This is a genomic window from Marivirga aurantiaca (genome assembly GCF_016679925.1).
GTDB lineage: Bacteria > Bacteroidota > Bacteroidia > Cytophagales > Cyclobacteriaceae > Marivirga > Marivirga aurantiaca.
Genome location: NZ_JAEQBW010000001.1, coordinates 1,290,000 through 1,306,747, shown reverse-complemented (window position 1 = coordinate 1,306,747; position 16,748 = coordinate 1,290,000). Strand labels below are relative to the sequence as shown.

The window sequence follows — 16,748 nt, the reverse complement described above, 5'->3', positions numbered from 1 at the left end:
CTACATTAAATTTTATTTGATTTCTATTCGTTTCTTGGCTTGTTTCTTACTCTCTTCTTTTTTAGGTAAGTTCAGTTTTAAAATACCTTCCTTATATTGTGCATTGATTTTGTCAGAATCAATGGAGTCTGGTAAAGTGAAAGCTCTGGAAAAGCTGTTATAACTAAATTCCCTTCTGGTGAAGTTTTCATTTTCTTCCTCCTTTTCATCCTTTTGCTCTGCACTGATGATCAGTTGCCCATTAGCCATATCAATGTTGAAGTCTCCTTTTTTTATACCCGGGGCAGCCAGTTCAATGATAAATTCATTTTCATGTTCGATTACATTGGCGGAAGGAACATTTTTAAAACCGTTTCCCAATTTGGTACTTGGAAAATCTTCAAAAAAATCATCAAATAAACTTGCTGTTCCGGAAAAAGTCGATGGTCGTGTCATCAATTTCATAATTACCTCCTTTTTTAAATAGTTGAAAAAATTTCGTTTTACAGTACAAAATTACGTTCAATCATAGACCAACGCTATGATACACATCAGTGATTTTATTGATAGTTATCATATTGTGCTATCGGGTTCAGCAATTTGAATAATGGTAAATTTTACATCATGAAAGACCATGAATCTATGTATAAGGAAATAATAGAAGCCATGGAAGAAGGCGTTATTGTTTATAATGCAGAGGGTAAAATTGAAGTTGTAAATACAAATGTTGAGAAAGTATTTGGCTATAAAAAGGAAGAATTGATTGGGCAACCAATTAAAATATTAATACCAGGAATTAAATTAATTGATGATAATGATACGACAAGCTCTTCTGCTAATTTTGGTGATATAAGTGGAAAAAAAGCCATAACGCAGGTTCAGATGTTTAGCAAAAAAGGCATACAGCTGGATTCGCGAGTAAAATTCACTCCAATAAATAATAATAGAACTGTTATATTCCTTTCAGGTATTAATGAGATCGATCAATATTTCGAAAAGAAAATGAGGGAAATTTCACTCGCACATATTGATGATCATATAACTCAGGAGGATCGAAGGACAGGAACTATCCATGGTTATGAGGTTGCTACTTCGAATCAGAAAAACTCTACAAAGCCTATAACAGATGCATTGTTAACAGGCATAGAAGAAGAAAGGAAAAGAATAGCCGGTGAGCTTCATGATGGGCTGGTTCAAACATTATCAGCTGTTTCCTTAAACCTGAAATCTCTCCAGGAAAGTGTGGATGATTTGCATGAAACAGAACAAAAATCTTTTGATGAAGCTTTGGGCTTGCTCTCTTTGGCCATCAATGAGACACAGGCAATTTCACATGATTTAATGCCTCCTGCAATCGAACGAGTAGGGTTGTCAAAATCATTGAAACATCTGGCTGAAAATATTAACAGAAACAGCACTACGAGTGTGATAGCGGATATTCAGCAGGTGGATGAGATGCTTTCAGGATTTCACATGCTAAATATTTATCGTATTGTTCAAGAGCTCGTTCAGAATTCTATCAAACATGCCAACGCTGGCTCTCTTCATATTTCATTAAAAAAAGAGGCTGATAGTATTAAAGTGAAAGTTGAAGATGATGGAAATGGTTTTCATTTTCAGGAAACTCAACAAGCGGGAATTGGACTGCGAAATATTCAATTAAGAGTGAAGTCTATGGATGGCAAAATCGTGGTGAACTCTACTAAACTTGGCACGAAAATTAAAATACTCATTCCAATTGTTTTATAAAAACTCCTAATTATTACATTTATTCAATAGGAACCTACGTATATATTTCTGAAAGTCGAATTATTGGAAATGAATATATATGTTGGGAAAAGGAAACACACATGTCTTGATAGTAGATGACCATTTAATAGTGCGTGATGGGATTAAAGCCCTACTTAGTAAATCTGATGGAATTAAAGTGGTGGGTATCGCAGCTAATGGAGATGAAGCGCTTAAATTATTAAGAAATATACACAGGAATGTGAAAGTTGTTTTAATGGATATCAGTATGCCTCAAATGGATGGAATATCTGCTACCAGGCAAATTAAAATGGAGTTTCCTCACCTGAACGTACTTGCATTGTCCATGCATGATGATGAATCTCATATTATTGATATATTACAGGAAGGGGCTTTAGGTTATATTCTTAAAACTACCAGTAAAAAAGAGCTTGTGCATGCCATCTTTAGGGTGGCAGAAGGACAAAGTTATTTCGGAAAAGAAGCCTCGGACAAGCTATTGAATTATTTATCCGGTAAGGAAGATAGAAAAGAAGTGAAAGCTACGGATGTATTAACTGAACGTGAAACCGAAATACTGGGACTGATAGCGGAAGAATACACCAACCTACAGATATCTGAAAAATTGTTTTTAAGCCCCAGAACAATAGATACCCACAGACGAAATATTATGCAAAAGCTCAATGCAAAGAATACTGCCGGGCTGGTAAAATATGCTCTTACACACAATATAAAATGATTTTATTCCACTATCTAATTGGATGACCCATCACTTTATTTTCCAAATTCCAGTTGGATTTAAAATAAACTGGTAGTTAAGTGAAACCTTTTGACTACGTAAAAATACTTAGAGTCAATAGATAAAACTGGTAGCTGGAAAAATAGGTTTTTCACGTCTTACATATGAAGAAAATAGGAGTGAATTTTACTATAGAACTATTTTTTATACTATCAAACTTTTTCACCTAACCTTAATTCGCCATGAGAACCAACCCCTTTAGCTCCTTGAATCAAAGAGAAACTTCTTTTTCTTCTTTTATAAATAATGAAAAAAGTGTTTTGCCTTTTGCAGAAATGCATGATTACGTGGAAAAGAAATTTTTCAGGAAAGGCCAAATACTATTTAATCCCGGAGTAATAGCCAGAGGGTTGTTTTTCATCAAATCCGGTAAGCTTAAAATTAGTAGATATGGCTCTAATGCCAAAGAGCAAATTATTAAGATATTATCTGAGGGAGATGTGCTGGGGCACCAGGCACTTCTTTTTAAGAAAAAATTCTCTGATTACGCAGAAGTCATTGAAGATGCAGAAATCTTTTATATGGATGCCAGGGATTTTGAATTTCTATGTAGTAAAAATCCGGAAATAATGGCCCATTTCGTCAAACTTTTGTGTTCAGATCTGGAGAGAATAGAAGAAAGATTAGTTTCATTGGCATACGAGCCGGTAAGAGGTCGCTTAGCTTCACTTCTGTTAGAGTTGGAAGTTATATACAGAAATGGATCAGTTGCTATTATCAACTTAAGCAGGAGTAATTTGGCCAAACTGGCCGGGACCGCCAAAGAAACGGCTATACGTTTGCTTACTGAATTCAAAGCAGAAGGCCTTATCTCTTCAGAGGGTCAGGATCTCATCATAAAAAATCCCAAAGGGTTAAAACGTATTGCTAAGTTATATCATTGATTTGATTAATATCACTAGGCTACTTGATACAGATCATCAGCTAATTGATCTAAAATGGAGAAATTTGGTTAAAACTTAATAACATGGATATTAAACAGCTTATGATGCAGAAAGAGTATCAGTCATGGGATTCCGATCTTCAAATGTGGTCCCGCGATTTAAGGTTGTGGGAAGAAGAGATTGAAGTATTGGATAATATATTGGGTTTCATTAATGAAGCGCTTACGTACCATGAAGCTCTACTTATGAATCATTTAAGAACTCTCATTGAACACAGAAACCGACTCAATCAGCACGAATTGGCTTTGAAGGATAAAAATGAAAGAAACAGTCTGGGTCAGGATATTATTGATGATCATAGAAGTGAGGCAGATAATCATTTAGTTTACCAGCATAATCATGAGAAATATAAGGAGTATCATCATAAGGTAATGGCGCTAACAAAAGGACTGGAAAAAGCTATAGAACGATTTTATCATGTGCAATAATGCTCATCAACCAGCCGTCCAACGATAGGCGAAATCGGGTACTACAGGGAAAAGTTAATGCTAATAAAGTAGTACCCGATACCTATCTTTTATTTAGGATACCACTCAAGTCGCCAAAGTTAGTGTCCTCACAAACTTTCTGCTAATTGAGCTATGTTTGCCAACATGACAAATGCTCGTTTTTGAGACAGAACGAGGGCAAGCAGAGAGGGAATTGGCTATCCTTGGTCAGGACAATTCCAAACCGTCTGATTGAACCCCTAGCAAAACCCGGAAAAGAAAGCCAACAGATTGCTTTACATGAATTCCGTTGACACGGAATAGCATGCTCGCAATAACCAATGGAAGCCAAGCCCGGTACTGACCTTTGGTCTGACCTCACGCTAAGAGTTAATGCTTTGTCTTCTTATAAGGGGAGAGAGCCAACAAAGGTATTCGGGTATGAAAGATAATTGACTTACTTTCACTTTTTCCAAAAATTCTTTGGAAGAGGCCTTTTTTGCGTGGATAAACCACCAGTAGCTCTATATGATTGGTTTTGGCAAAGTCCTCTAAAGCCAATTCTATATCCTCAGCCACTAAAAAGTGATACTGGTGAGGCAAATCCTTTAGGTATAATTCCAGGTTTTTTGCCTCTGCTGCCTTCTCTTTCTCCAAAACACTTTTTTCACTAATGTGAATTACATGTACATCAGAAGCAAATGCGTGTCTGATGGCTTTAAGAGGATGTAAAAGTTCGGACATTATTCCTTTATAGTCACTGGACAAGGCAATGTTTTTAATAGGGTGGAATGTTGCATTTTCAGGCACTACCAAAACCGGGCAAATTTGCTCGTTGATAATTCTATGGGTGTTGGTGCCAAGAACTACTTGATCTATACCACTGGCACCCTGCGTTCCCATCACAATCAGATCAATTTGATGGGCCAGACACACTTTAAGAACTGCTTCATCAAGATATGCATCTCTCTTCACCATTTTATATTTGATGCCTTTTAGTTCAGGTACCTTTGTCTCAAGTTTATCAAAATCTGCCTCAATTTCATTTTCTATTGCAGTGGCTGTATAAGTCAGGTCGTAAGAAATATTAAGATCAGCATAAGACAGTGGAGCTGAATAAGCATGCAGGATGACCATTTCCTGGACGCTTAGTTTTTCAGCAAGTAATGTAGCATATCGCAGTGCATTATAAGAGCAATCTGAGAAGTCAATCGGGACCAATATTCGCTTAATCATGGTTTCTACAATTTAAATGTGAACAATAACTTTAAAAAAAGTTTTTCTTTGAGAAGCAACTATAAGATATTCTCTGAGAAATTCTTTACTTAAATATCGGTCAAACAATTATCATATAAGATGATATAAATCAGTATTTTGTGTGATTTATAATGACTTAAGTTTGGATTGTAATGCATAGATGAAAACAGCCCTTTCATATTCTTCATTATGCATATTGGCAGTAAAGCAGACTTTGGAGATGTTTATTTTAGCAAGCTGTAATAGATTTTTATCTTATTCCACTTTTGAATTTTCCCATCGCTCTCTTCTCCCTCATGAGGCGGGACTTTCTTAATAATACCATTGCTACAAAATAGCTAATGATGGAAACCGGAATAGTGATCAATAAATTACCCACCATAAATTCTTTTAAATATTGTAGGATTTCATTGGCAAGACCATTGCTGAAAAGGGTGGTTGTACTGGTGATAGATAACATCTGACCAATTTTAAAACTGAACCAATAAACAGGCACTACTGTAAAAATATTCCAAATGATCATGGCCAATAGAACTGCCATCTTGTTGAGTTGCTTAAATACAGCGATTAATGCAAGACCGATAAACGTACTAAATCCGGGCGTGGGCAGAATGGCTACAAAAGTACCTAAAGAGTAGCTCCAGGCAATTGTTTTATCTGATTTATGCGACTTTAGAATGCCCATTACATAGCGCTTAAGTCGGAACCAGTATTTGTCTCTATGAAAATTAAAAAATTGTATCATTCAAATAAATAAGCATGATACGTATATCAAGGTTTTCATTCAGTGATCAGTCAAGTAGACAACATGATTAAAGGAGGGATAATTTCATTGCCATAAAAGTTTAACCTCCCATTTTCTTAGGCTTATAACCTTCTTTTTGCAATACTTCCATGATTTTATCCCTGAAATCTCCCTGGATCAGAATTTCACCATCTTTTACACTTCCACCGACACCACATTTGGACTTGAGGAGTTTGCCTAAATCTTTTAGATCGTCCTCGGTTCCGATAAAACCTGTCACCAGGCTTACTTGCTTTCCACCTCTGGCTTTTTTATCCAACTGCACTTTCAGATTTTGTTGCTGCGGAGGAAGCGTTTCCTGCTGCTGATCTTCATCATATTGATATTCAAACTCATCGCTGGTGGAATAAACAATTCCCTCTCTGCCTTTTTTATTTTTCTTGCTCATGACTAATTATCACCCAAGATCTGTGACTCACAGACCTTTAAATTTATTTATTCAACATCAGTAGCTCATACACCTTCTAAAACTACCGCTAATCATACTTCAAAAGAAAGAAATTTCAGCGTTCTTTGGAAATCTTCCGATAGCTTTGCTTCAATAATCACCTCTTTTCCATCAACAGGATGATTAAATTGCATTTTGAAAGCATGCAACATCATTCTGTCCATTTCCCATTTCTCTTTAAAAAGCTTGTTCTGTTTATTACAGCCATGAGGTCTGTCACCAATAATAGGATAATTAATATGCGCCAAATGCTTTCTGATCTGGTGCATCCTGCCCGTTTCTGGCTTTACTTCCACCAAAGAATAGCGTGAAGTTAGGTGTTTTCCTAAAGGAACATCAATCTCTGTGCTGGCCAATCGCTTAAAATGGGTGACTGCTTCCTGCATTTTCCCATTTTCCTTTTTGAGTGTATAATCAATGGTGCCGGCTTCAGGAATATATCCTCTTACAATAGCCCAGTACTCTTTTTTAATGGCCTGGGAGGCAAAGAGTGCATTTAATTGCCTTTCCGTTTCAGGGTCTAAAGCAAATAGCAATATACCTGATGTTTTTCGATCAATTCTGTGCGCGGGATAAACTTTTTGTCCCAATTGATCCCGAAGTATTTGTAAAGCAAATTCATCTGCATCATTGGCCATTTTGGTTCTGTGTACTAATAGTCCGTGTGGTTTGTTCACCGCAACTATAGTATCATCCCGATAAATAATTTCTAATGATTCTATCATTTTAAATTAAGGATAGTGGAATATTTTCTCCACCAGTTCAAATCAAAGCCAGATTCATCAAGAGAAAACCATTGTCCCTGAGGTGTGCTAGTTAATGGAATATTTCTCTCTTCAGACATTTCTGTTAATTTTTGAATAGGCTCGTACCAACTATGTAATGCAAGATCAAAAGTACCCCAATGGATAGGATATAGCTTATCGGCTCTCATTTGCCGGAAAGCATCAACTGCCTCTTCCGGATTCATATGGATATCGTGCCATGCATCATTATAGGCACCTACAGGCATAAATGCGATATCAAAAGGTCCAAATTTTTCATCTATTTCTGCGAAGCGGTCAAAAATACCCGTATCACCACCAAAGTAGATATTTTCCTCACCCCATTTGATTACCCATGAAGCCCAAAAAGTATTGTTCCGACTGAATAATCTACCACTAAAATGACGGGCCGGTGTTGCTGTAATTTTAAGATCATCAGTCTGTTGAAAGCTATCATACCAGTTAAATTCTTTGATTTTCTCCGGTGCCACTCCCCAATAAACCAGTGAAGCCGCTACGCCAAGGGGCACATAAAAGAATTTGGTTTTATCTTTTAACTTCACAATGGTTTCATAATCCAGATGGTCATAGTGGTCATGAGAAATAATCACTGCTTCCAATTCCGGTAAATCCTCTGTAGGGATAGGTGAGGGGTTGTATCTTTTTGGACCAAGGAAAGAAAAAGGAGAGGCTCTTTTACTCAACATAGGATCAGTAAGGATATATTTACCCTCTTTTTGAAGTAAAAGTGCTGCATGTCCCAACCAATTTACAAAAACGCTGCCTGTTGTATCTTCTTCTAATTTAGATTTTCCTGTTTCCTCAAATATATATCCTGAATTGGGTCTTTTCTCCGCTTTTCTGTTCCAGTAGCTTTTGAGTATTTCAGGCAGCTGAGAGAAATCGGCACTCGAAGTAGGTACCGGATTTATAAATTCACCATCCTGATAATAATCAGATGATTGCATGGCTGACTTCTCAGGAGCTCTGCCGATAGGAGTATGGAAAAATTTCACCATATAAAATACAATAACAAAAAAGGCCAGCAAAATCAGCAGGCCTTTTAATAGTTTCTTTAATAAATTCATGTGTATATGTATATTGTCAACGGCCATATGGAATTCAATAAATTTTATTCATCCTCGGTTGGTATGTTAAGGATTCTAAAATTTATGCTCATTTCATGCTAAATATAAAACAGATTTTGTTGGTTGATGTTTAAGCCAGCTGTTTTTCGTACAATTTAGCTCTTTGTGCCTGAATATTATCATCTTCCATGTATTCATCATAGGTTTTTAAGCTATCTATGATACCGTTTGGTGTAATTTCAAGTATTCTGTTGGCAACAGTTTGTGTGAATTCATGATCATGAGAAGTAAACAATACTGTTCCGGGAAAATCTTTTAGGCTATTGTTAAACGCCTGGATAGATTCCAGATCCAAATGGTTGGTAGGTTCGTCCAGCATCAATAAGTTACCACCGGCCAACATCATTTTTGACACCATACAACGCACTTTTTCTCCTCCTGAAAGCACGTTTACTGACTTGAAGGTTTCTTCACCAGAGAAAAGCATTTTACCTAAAAAGCCTCTGATATATACTTCATCTTTTTCCTTGGAGTAATTCCTTAGCCAATCAATCAGGTTTTCATCTGATTTAAAATACTCATCATTATGGTTAGGCAGGTAAGCAGTGGTAATGGTTTGTCCGAACTTAAACTCACCTGAATCAGCTTTCATATTACCATTCAATATCTCATAAAAAGCAGTAGTCGCTAAACTGTCTTTACTGATTACTGCTATTTTATCACCTTTATTGACAAATAAATCAAGGTTTTTAATTAAGGATTTTCCTTCAACAGCTTTGGAGAGTTTTTCAATTTGTAAGATTTGATCCCCGGCTTCTCTGTTCTGATTGAAAATAATGGCCGGATACTTTCTGGTAGACGGTTTAATGTCTTCTACGCTGATTTTATCTAATAATTTTCTTCTACTGGTCGCTTGTTTCGATTTAGAAGCATTGGCACTAAATCTGGCAATGAAATCCTGTAATTCTTTTTTCTTTTCTTCTGCTTTTTTGTTGGCAGAACTTTTTTGAGTTAAGGCCAGCTGGCTTGATTGGTACCAGAAGCTGTAATTACCGGAATACATGCTGATATTATTAAAGTCAATATCCACAATATGGGTAGATACCGTGTCCAGAAAGTGCCTATCGTGAGATACAACAATAACTGTATTCTTGAACTCCAAAAGGAAATCTTCCAACCAGGCGATGGTATAAATATCCAAATCATTGGTAGGCTCATCGAGGATCAATACATCAGGATTACCAAATAAAGCCTGTGCCAATAACACACGTACTTTATAGTTACCGCTGATATCCTTCAGTAATTTATAATGATGTTCTTCTTCAATTCCCAGGCCACTTAATAAAGAGGCAGCATCAGATTCTGCATTCCAGCCATCCATTTCAGCAAACTCCTCTTCCAATTCAGACACTTTAATACCATCAGCTTCAGAGAAATCAGGCTTACTGTACAATTCTTCTTTCGCCTGGATGTTATTCCAAAGCTTATCATGGCCCATCATTACAGTATTTAAAACCGTATGTTCATTGAACTCATTATGGTCTTGCTTTAGTACGGCCATTCGCTTACCGGCATCTAAAGAAACTGAACCTTTGGTAGGGGTTACTTCACCCGCCAGTATCTTTAAAAAAGTAGATTTTCCGGCTCCGTTGGCACCAATTACACCATAGCAATTGCCTTGAGTAAATTTTATATTTACTTCATCAAAAAGGACTCTTTTACCGAATTGAAGGGTTAAATTATTTGTAGTAATCATATGCTTTTTAAATCAGGGGGCAAAGGTAAGAATATTTCACGGCATGAATTAACAAAACCGTAGATAATTAATCGTTTTGTTGGGAATATTATAAAGATTCTGATATTTTTATTAACTGGTTATCAATGACTTAAATATTTCTGCTTTCGTTGCTAAAGGAATATTGATTTAAGTGGTTGTTAGTAGTATAGCGAACACCTTGTGCGGCTAAAAAATTCGGAAAGTAATTGATTGATAGGAGGTAGCTCATAACCATCGGATTGCTCACTATGAATTTCGCTGGCCCGAAATTGTATGATCGTAATAACCAGTAGGAGACAAGCCGGTACGGACCTGCCTTTACTTAATACTATCTAAATATTCTCATAAAATTGTAACAGACATGAATAATTGGTAAAATGCATAACATTAGCAAGAACTGATCGCATAGAATGAAAGAACAGCAGTACGAAAAAGCAGGGGAGTGGCGGCAATACCTGCAAAAATATTTTCAAAATCAGCTTCAGCAAAAGAAAGAATTTGTCCAAAACCAGTATGATTTTATTCTCTCTAAAAAGAAAGAACTAGGGAATTCTGATGATTTCTCAGTCAAGGATAAAAATAAACAGGCAATTTTCCATCATCTTAAGTCCATTCTCCACCAAAAGCCGACTGAAACGCGTATTGATCAACTACATCCTGCACTTTTTGAGAAAGCTCATGAAATCCTGGCTGTTTTACATGATGTGATTATAAAACAACAAAAAAAGGAGCGCTTCCGCCTTTTGAAAACTGATGGTTTTTTCCTGAAAATCCGGAAAATTTTCAAATCCTTTTTCTTCTACTTAAGTCGTTTGCCATTCTTTTTCTTAAATATTTTTAGAAAAAAGAAGAAACTACTAAGGTACTGGAAACATGAAATCAGTAATAAAAAGTTATTTGAAAAGCATTTGATCATTGCTTTTTATCCTCAAATGACGGTATTGGAAAATCTGATTCAGAGAGAATATTTAATTGCCTTAGAGTCGGTTAAAGATTTTGAGAAGCATTATGAATATCAAGATAATGAAATTCTAGATGTTACTATTGATTACTTTAATCCTGAATTCGAAAAAACAATCACTCATCAAATAAATAAATGGTACGAAATAGGCATTGATGCATTTACGCGTGATTTCGAACTGGCAGGAACTATTGAATATAGAAGAAGGGAACTTTCTCCTAAAAATCTGGAAAAGGAAGCAGTTAAATATCATAAGAAATGGGAGAAAAATCATCATCATTGGGAAAATACAGCCTATGCATTGTATGAAGATTGGAGATCGGAGCTGGAACTTTCTGCCTTACAGGCATTTATTCAATCCGGCACATTCAAATTAACGACTAACATTTATGCATGGAACGAAAAAATAAATAATTCTTACCTGAAGGGGATTGATCAGTTTTTAAAAGAAGCACATGCGAATTTTGAATATGACAAACATGAGGATATTGAGGAGTTACACAAGAAAATCACCCAGGTCAATTACCAAACCAAAAAGCAATTGGACCAGGGTCTACTCCAAAAATTGCAGGAAACACTTGCTCAAAACAGTCTGCTCAACCAGATAGACAGATTAGAATACCAGATCAATGAGCGGATCAATCAAATGGGCAACCAATATGTGGTCACTAAAAACAATCGTTTTAATGAACCATTGGCAGATAGTGATTTATTACAAATCTCCAATTTTGAATTGTTGTCATTTGAGATAGAGCCCAGGCTAAACGATGAACTGGAAGCTTTGAAGAGCAGTATCTTCCAAAAAATGGATGAACTGCTCGTTTTAGTGGGGGATATTGATGAAATGGTAAGTTATATGCTAAGCACTGCATCCGGTGCACTGGATAAAGAACAGAATGAGCTTGAAGCTCTTAAAATTATCAGTGATGGTTTTCAAAGGGCAGAAAACAAATCTGCCGAAGCCTATGAGCGCCTTAAAGAAATTATTCTTATTTGTGAAAATGAGTTAAAGAAAACTACCACGGCTTTCATCTCTGATTTACAGGAATTAAAGGAGAATGAAAACGTATCGGCCTTACGTATCCGTTTGAATAAAGCCAAAGCTTTACAAAAATCAGAAGTCATTACTCAAAAGGTGGTCAATGAAGCTCATAAATTATACAGTGAAGGGAAGCGTCTGTCTATTAAGCTTTACAGAAAAGCACTATATTATCAGGAGCAGTTTAGTAGAAGATTCCTTTCTGCTACCATATCCATTGAACCTAACAGGGCGGTTTCAGATTTCCTGAGTGATTCTAATACCATCATTGAACAATTGCCTATTATTTACAAACGTTTATACGCCATAGAGCCCCTTAACGATAGTGTTTTATTTGAGGGAAGAGAAAATGAATTACGTCATTTAGCCAAAGCTTATGCGGCCTGGGAAAAAGGAAAATATGCATCCGTACTTTTCACCGGAGAAAAATGGAGCGGGCTTACCTCTCTTATTAATTATGGGATTAAATCCATCAAGTTCAATCAAACACCCATTCGCCATGCATTTAGCGGAAATAATCCGAAGACAGAAGACTTGTTTCTTACCTTTTCCGAACTATTGGGAAATGAAAACCTGGCAGATAGCCAATCTGTTATCGCGCACTTGAATGAAGGGAACAAGAAAATTATTATTCTGGAGGATTTGCAAAACATTTTCCTGCGGGTTTTGCATGGTCAAACCGCGCTTATTGCTTTAATTGAAATTATTACGGCTACCCAGAAAAACATCTTTTGGATAGCTTCTATGTCTGTTTATACTTTTAATTATCTTGAGAGATCCTTGAAAATGAGTGCTTTTTTCAGTTACCACATTCCGCTGGCTCCCATGAGTGCCGAAAATATCAGCCAGTTGATTATTAAAAGAAACAGGATCAGTGGTTTTAAAATTGAATTTGAAGCATCCAGAAAAGATTTGCAAGACAAAAAATATAGACGATTGAATGAAAAGGAAAAACAACTTTATTTAAAAGAACGCTTTTTTAAAGAATTAAATGCTTTTGCTAAAAGCAATATTAGTATGGCGCTTATGTACTGGCTTTTATCCACCAGGGACGTAAGTGGCCAAAGCATCGTCATCAGGAACTTTAAAAAACCTGATTTAAGCTTTCTGACTTCCCTGCAAACAGACAGAATATTTATATTACTCTCTTTGGTGATGCATGACGGGCTTCGTGAAGACCAAGTGGCACAAGTCCTGGCCATAGATATACAAAAGGTAAGGTTTTTGGTTTTGGAAATGATGGAAGATGGTATCCTATTTCATCAGAATGACCTTTATATGGTAAATCCTATTGTTTATAGGAATACAGTACAATTGTTACGCTCAAAAAATATGATTATTGGTTAATGATGACTGACTACAGCAAAATGAAGGTTTTTCTTAAAAAATGGATGGTGTTTTTCCTTTTAATGGGAAGTATTTCCATGACGCATGCACAGGACACTGCAAATGTATCTAGTGATACAATAACTCCCGTTCAGGATACTACCAGCACTGTCCAGGATAGCACAAAAGTTAAAAAAGAGAAAATTAACCCTGATGCCAGGAGAAAAATGGATAGCGTCCAAAAATCACCCATTGTTCCGGCTGTCATTCCCATTGCCAAACAGAAAGCTCCCATTAAAACTTCTGAGAAAACAGATAAGCGTTCTAAACTGGACAGTATCTTTTTTGATAAAAAACCGAAAGACTCCTCGATTCAAAAATTAGATACACTCATAGCAGAACTGGATAAGAAGTTGGAAGAAGAAGCAGAGGATGAAGAGAGTGATTTAAAAAAAATCTTAACAGGAAATAATATCTTTTACTCAATGGTGCTCCTGTTGATAGGCTATTTTGCTATCCGCGTGGTCACTTTCATACTAAATGCACTTGCTGAGCGAAGCACAACCTATCGAATTGCCTTTAAAGGTTCTATTCCGATTGTAAAAATTATAGGCTGGGTGATTATTCTTACGTTGATTATCATGGTGATTTTTCAACCCACAGCTGCAACTATGTTGGCTTTTTCAGCTTCCATAGGGGTGGCAGTAGGATTCGCCTCCCAGGATATCCTGAAGAATATTTTTGGTGGAATCGTGATTCTGTTGGACAGGCCATTTGTATCGGGCGACAAAATTGAAATAGACAAATATTATGGTGAGGTGGTTGAGATTGGACTTCGCTCCACCAGGATTGTTACACCTGATGATTCTTTAGTGGCCGTACCTAATGCAGTCATGATGAATAGCTCATTGTCAAACTCCAATAGTGGAGAGCCCAATTGCCAGGTAGTAGCCGAAATTTTTCTACCCATCACTGTTGATACAATTGCAGTAAGAAAAATTGCCACCCAGGCAGCCACTGTTTCCAAATATATTTATTTGGAGAAACCCATCACCATTCTGTTTATTAATGAGGTGAACAACAATCACACTTATTATAAAATGAAAGTAAAAGCTTATGTAATGGACATACGGGATGAATTTAAATTCAAAAGTGAAATGACAGAATTAATTATCAAAGAATTGGTTCATCAAAACATCCTGGATGGTAGTTTTTAAATGGATTTTCATTCAAGGATTTTGACATACAAATTATTATTATTTCCTATTGAATGATAAAATGATTTATTTAGCGTGCTAAAACTCACAACCTGACGATGAAGCTACTTTACCAATTGATCCTACTCCTGATTTTTAGTCCTTTAACAACTCTGGCTCAGAATACCACACCTAAAAATTTGGGCACGGCCATCAATACTTCTTATGACGAAACCAAGCCCATCATTTCACCGGATGGTAAAACCTTGTTTTTCGCCAGGCAAAATTACCCGGAAAATTTTGCAGGTACTAAAGATGCTCAGGATATATATATGTCTCAAATGCTTAATAACAGTTGGCAACCTGCAAGAAATATTGGGGAACCTTTGAATGATAAACATCCCAATGGAGTGAGTTCCGTATCTACAGATGGCCATTCCATGCTTGTCATCAACGGATATGATGAATACGGGGATGTGCTTGATGGGGCTTCTATTTCAAGGAAAAAAGGTAATCTTTGGGGTTATCCTGAAATGATTTATATTCAGGAATTTTACAATTTGAATGAATACATTGATTATTATATAGCCAATGATGAACGATCGATGCTATTGGCTATTGAACAGGAAAACAGCTATGGTGATCAGGATCTATACGTGAGTTTTAAGATTGATGAATATAATTGGTCAAAACCTGTTAATCTGGGGCCACAAATTAATTCTTCTTCACCCGAATTTTCTCCTTTTCTGGCGGCTGACAATAAAACATTGTTTTTTGCTTCCTATGGACATGGAGGTTATGGCAACAGCGATATTTATTATTCCAAACGATTGGATGATTCATGGCAGAAATGGTCGAAACCTGAGAATTTAGGGGCTGAAGTGAATTCTTCTGAATTTGAAGCCTACTATACCATTGATGCTTCAGGAGAAGATGCATTTTTTGTAACCACTAAGGGTAGTGTAGGCGGATCCAAGGATATTTATACCATGACCTTGCCTTATAAATTCAGGCCTGATCCTGTATTACTACTTTCAGGGGAAGTTGTTTATTCCATTAATGGTGCCAAAATGGAGGCTGAAGTAGTTTTTACTAACATTAATGATTATAAACAGAATGAAAGCATTGTTTCAGATGTTGAAACAGGTTTCAGCCATATATTGGCGAAAGGATTCACTTATCAATATATGGCCGTAAAGAAAGGATATATTGGCCTTTTACAGTATCAGGATTTGAGTAATATGAACGAATACAAAGAATTGAAGGAAACTCTTCAATTGATTCCCATCCTAAAGGGAAGTGAAATTCCTGTGCACCACATTACTTTTGTGAATAATGCGGATATGTTTCGGCCTGATGCTTATTTTGAACTGGACAGGTTTGCTTCCCTATTACAAAGCTACCCGAAAATGCAAGTTGAGATAATAGGGCATACACAGCAATTACCCTTATCATCTGAAAATGAAAGGCTCTCCTATAATAGAGCCAAGGCTGTAGGGCAGTATTTTGAAAACAAGGGTGTTCATTCAGATCGTTTAAGGATAAAAGGAGCTGGTGAGTCCATCCCTTTCAATGATTCCATAAAACCGAGTATCAAAACAGATATTGATTACTCAGATAGAATTACCATTAAAATAATCTCTATGGATTGGGAGAAGCCCCAGCCAAAAGATACTGATGAAGATGGCATTATAGATATAGAAGATGATTGTCCAACGCTTTTTGGTGTAGCTGAGAATAATGGCTGTCCGGAAATAACAGAAGAAACCAAAGAAGTGTTGAAAGAAGCCCTGGAAGGAATTGAATTTGAGCTGGCAAAGGATGTCATCAGAGAACAATCTTATCCTATTTTAGATAAAGTTGTGGAAGTGATGCAGGAGAATGTGGATTATAAATTAAAAATTTCAGGTCATACTGATGATCAGGGAGATGACGATGCGAATTTAATATTATCACACAAAAGGGCACAAGCTACCAAAAAATATCTCATGGATAAAGGCATTGCTATTTTACGATTGGATGCAGTGGGTTATGGAGAAATGAAACCTATTGAAAGCAACGATACAGCCGAGGGAAGGGCTAAAAACCGAAGAGTAGAATTTGAAATCGTGTTTGATTGAAGTCAATGCCGTTAAATTAGAAGATAAAGATTGGATTACCGAATCAAGAATTAATAGTAAATCCTAAA

14 protein-coding genes are annotated in these 16,748 nt (G+C 36.4%); 7 read left to right on the top strand and 7 right to left on the bottom strand.

What is annotated here, in order from left to right:
• Nucleotides 1–12: 12 nt before the first annotated feature.
• On the bottom strand, nucleotides 13–444 hold the full coding sequence (locus JKA74_RS05380; RefSeq protein WP_236587506.1) for an Hsp20/alpha crystallin family protein: 432 nt from the start codon (nucleotides 442–444) through the stop codon (nucleotides 13–15).
• Nucleotides 445–603: 159 nt separating this feature from the next.
• On the opposite strand from JKA74_RS05380, the gene JKA74_RS05375 reads away from it, so the two are divergent.
• From JKA74_RS05375 to JKA74_RS05360, 4 genes are all read left to right on the top strand, one after another.
• Nucleotides 604–1,728 carry a sensor histidine kinase gene (locus tag JKA74_RS05375; protein ID WP_201430121.1) on the top strand — a complete coding sequence of 375 codons (1,125 nt, stop codon included), beginning with the start codon at nucleotides 604–606 and terminating at the stop codon, nucleotides 1,726–1,728.
• A 79-nt stretch (nucleotides 1,729–1,807) separates the two neighbouring features.
• Nucleotides 1,808–2,467, top strand: a complete 660-nt coding sequence (locus tag JKA74_RS05370) for a response regulator transcription factor (protein WP_201430120.1) — start codon at nucleotides 1,808–1,810, stop codon at nucleotides 2,465–2,467.
• Nucleotides 2,468–2,709: 242 nt separating this feature from the next.
• Nucleotides 2,710–3,411, top strand: a complete 702-nt coding sequence (locus JKA74_RS05365) for a Crp/Fnr family transcriptional regulator (RefSeq protein WP_201430119.1) — start codon at nucleotides 2,710–2,712, stop codon at nucleotides 3,409–3,411.
• Nucleotides 3,412–3,494: 83 nt separating this feature from the next.
• Nucleotides 3,495–3,899, top strand: coding sequence for a hypothetical protein (locus tag JKA74_RS05360; protein ID WP_201430118.1), 405 nt, complete (start codon nucleotides 3,495–3,497; stop codon nucleotides 3,897–3,899).
• Nucleotides 3,900–4,289: 390 nt separating this feature from the next.
• Here JKA74_RS05360 and JKA74_RS05355 read toward each other — a convergent pair whose 3' ends face one another.
• The 6 genes from JKA74_RS05355 to JKA74_RS05330 all read right to left on the bottom strand — a co-directional run bounded on the left by JKA74_RS05355 (nucleotide 4,290) and on the right by JKA74_RS05330 (nucleotide 10,017).
• Entirely contained in the window at nucleotides 4,290–5,135 is an 846-nt protein-coding gene (locus JKA74_RS05355) for a universal stress protein (RefSeq protein ID WP_201430117.1), read from the bottom strand.
• Between the two features lie 271 nt (nucleotides 5,136–5,406).
• A complete protein-coding gene (locus tag JKA74_RS05350; protein ID WP_201430116.1) occupies nucleotides 5,407–5,901 on the bottom strand; it encodes a DUF2062 domain-containing protein in 495 nt (164 codons plus the stop codon).
• A gap of 100 nt (nucleotides 5,902–6,001) precedes the next feature.
• A complete protein-coding gene (locus JKA74_RS05345; protein ID WP_201430115.1) occupies nucleotides 6,002–6,349 on the bottom strand; it encodes a translation initiation factor in 348 nt (115 codons plus the stop codon).
• Between the two features lie 92 nt (nucleotides 6,350–6,441).
• Nucleotides 6,442–7,134, bottom strand: a complete 693-nt coding sequence (locus tag JKA74_RS05340) for a pseudouridine synthase (protein ID WP_201430114.1) — start codon at nucleotides 7,132–7,134, stop codon at nucleotides 6,442–6,444.
• Nucleotides 7,131–8,261, bottom strand: coding sequence for an MBL fold metallo-hydrolase (locus JKA74_RS05335; protein WP_201430113.1), 1,131 nt, complete (start codon nucleotides 8,259–8,261; stop codon nucleotides 7,131–7,133). The genes JKA74_RS05340 and JKA74_RS05335 overlap by 4 nt, the downstream gene beginning before the upstream one ends.
• Nucleotides 8,262–8,391: 130 nt before the next feature.
• The gene (locus JKA74_RS05330) at nucleotides 8,392–10,017 is read right to left on the bottom strand and encodes an ABC-F family ATP-binding cassette domain-containing protein (protein ID WP_201430112.1); all 1,626 of its coding nucleotides are present in this window, start codon (nucleotides 10,015–10,017) and stop codon (nucleotides 8,392–8,394) included.
• 431 nt (nucleotides 10,018–10,448) lie between these two features.
• Here JKA74_RS05330 and JKA74_RS05325 point away from each other — a divergent pair, with 431 nt between their 5' ends.
• The 3 genes from JKA74_RS05325 to JKA74_RS05315 all read left to right on the top strand — a co-directional run bounded on the left by JKA74_RS05325 (nucleotide 10,449) and on the right by JKA74_RS05315 (nucleotide 16,680).
• Nucleotides 10,449–13,385 (top strand): hypothetical protein, encoded by a 2,937-nt coding sequence (locus tag JKA74_RS05325; RefSeq protein WP_201430111.1) that lies wholly within the window; start codon nucleotides 10,449–10,451, stop codon nucleotides 13,383–13,385.
• Nucleotides 13,385–14,581 (top strand): mechanosensitive ion channel family protein, encoded by a 1,197-nt coding sequence (locus JKA74_RS05320; protein ID WP_236587505.1) that lies wholly within the window; start codon nucleotides 13,385–13,387, stop codon nucleotides 14,579–14,581. Before JKA74_RS05325 ends, JKA74_RS05320 begins: the two co-directional genes overlap by 1 nt.
• A 98-nt stretch (nucleotides 14,582–14,679) precedes the next feature.
• A complete protein-coding gene (locus JKA74_RS05315; RefSeq protein ID WP_201430110.1) occupies nucleotides 14,680–16,680 on the top strand; it encodes an OmpA family protein in 2,001 nt (666 codons plus the stop codon).
• Nucleotides 16,681–16,748: the final 68 nt, after the last annotated feature.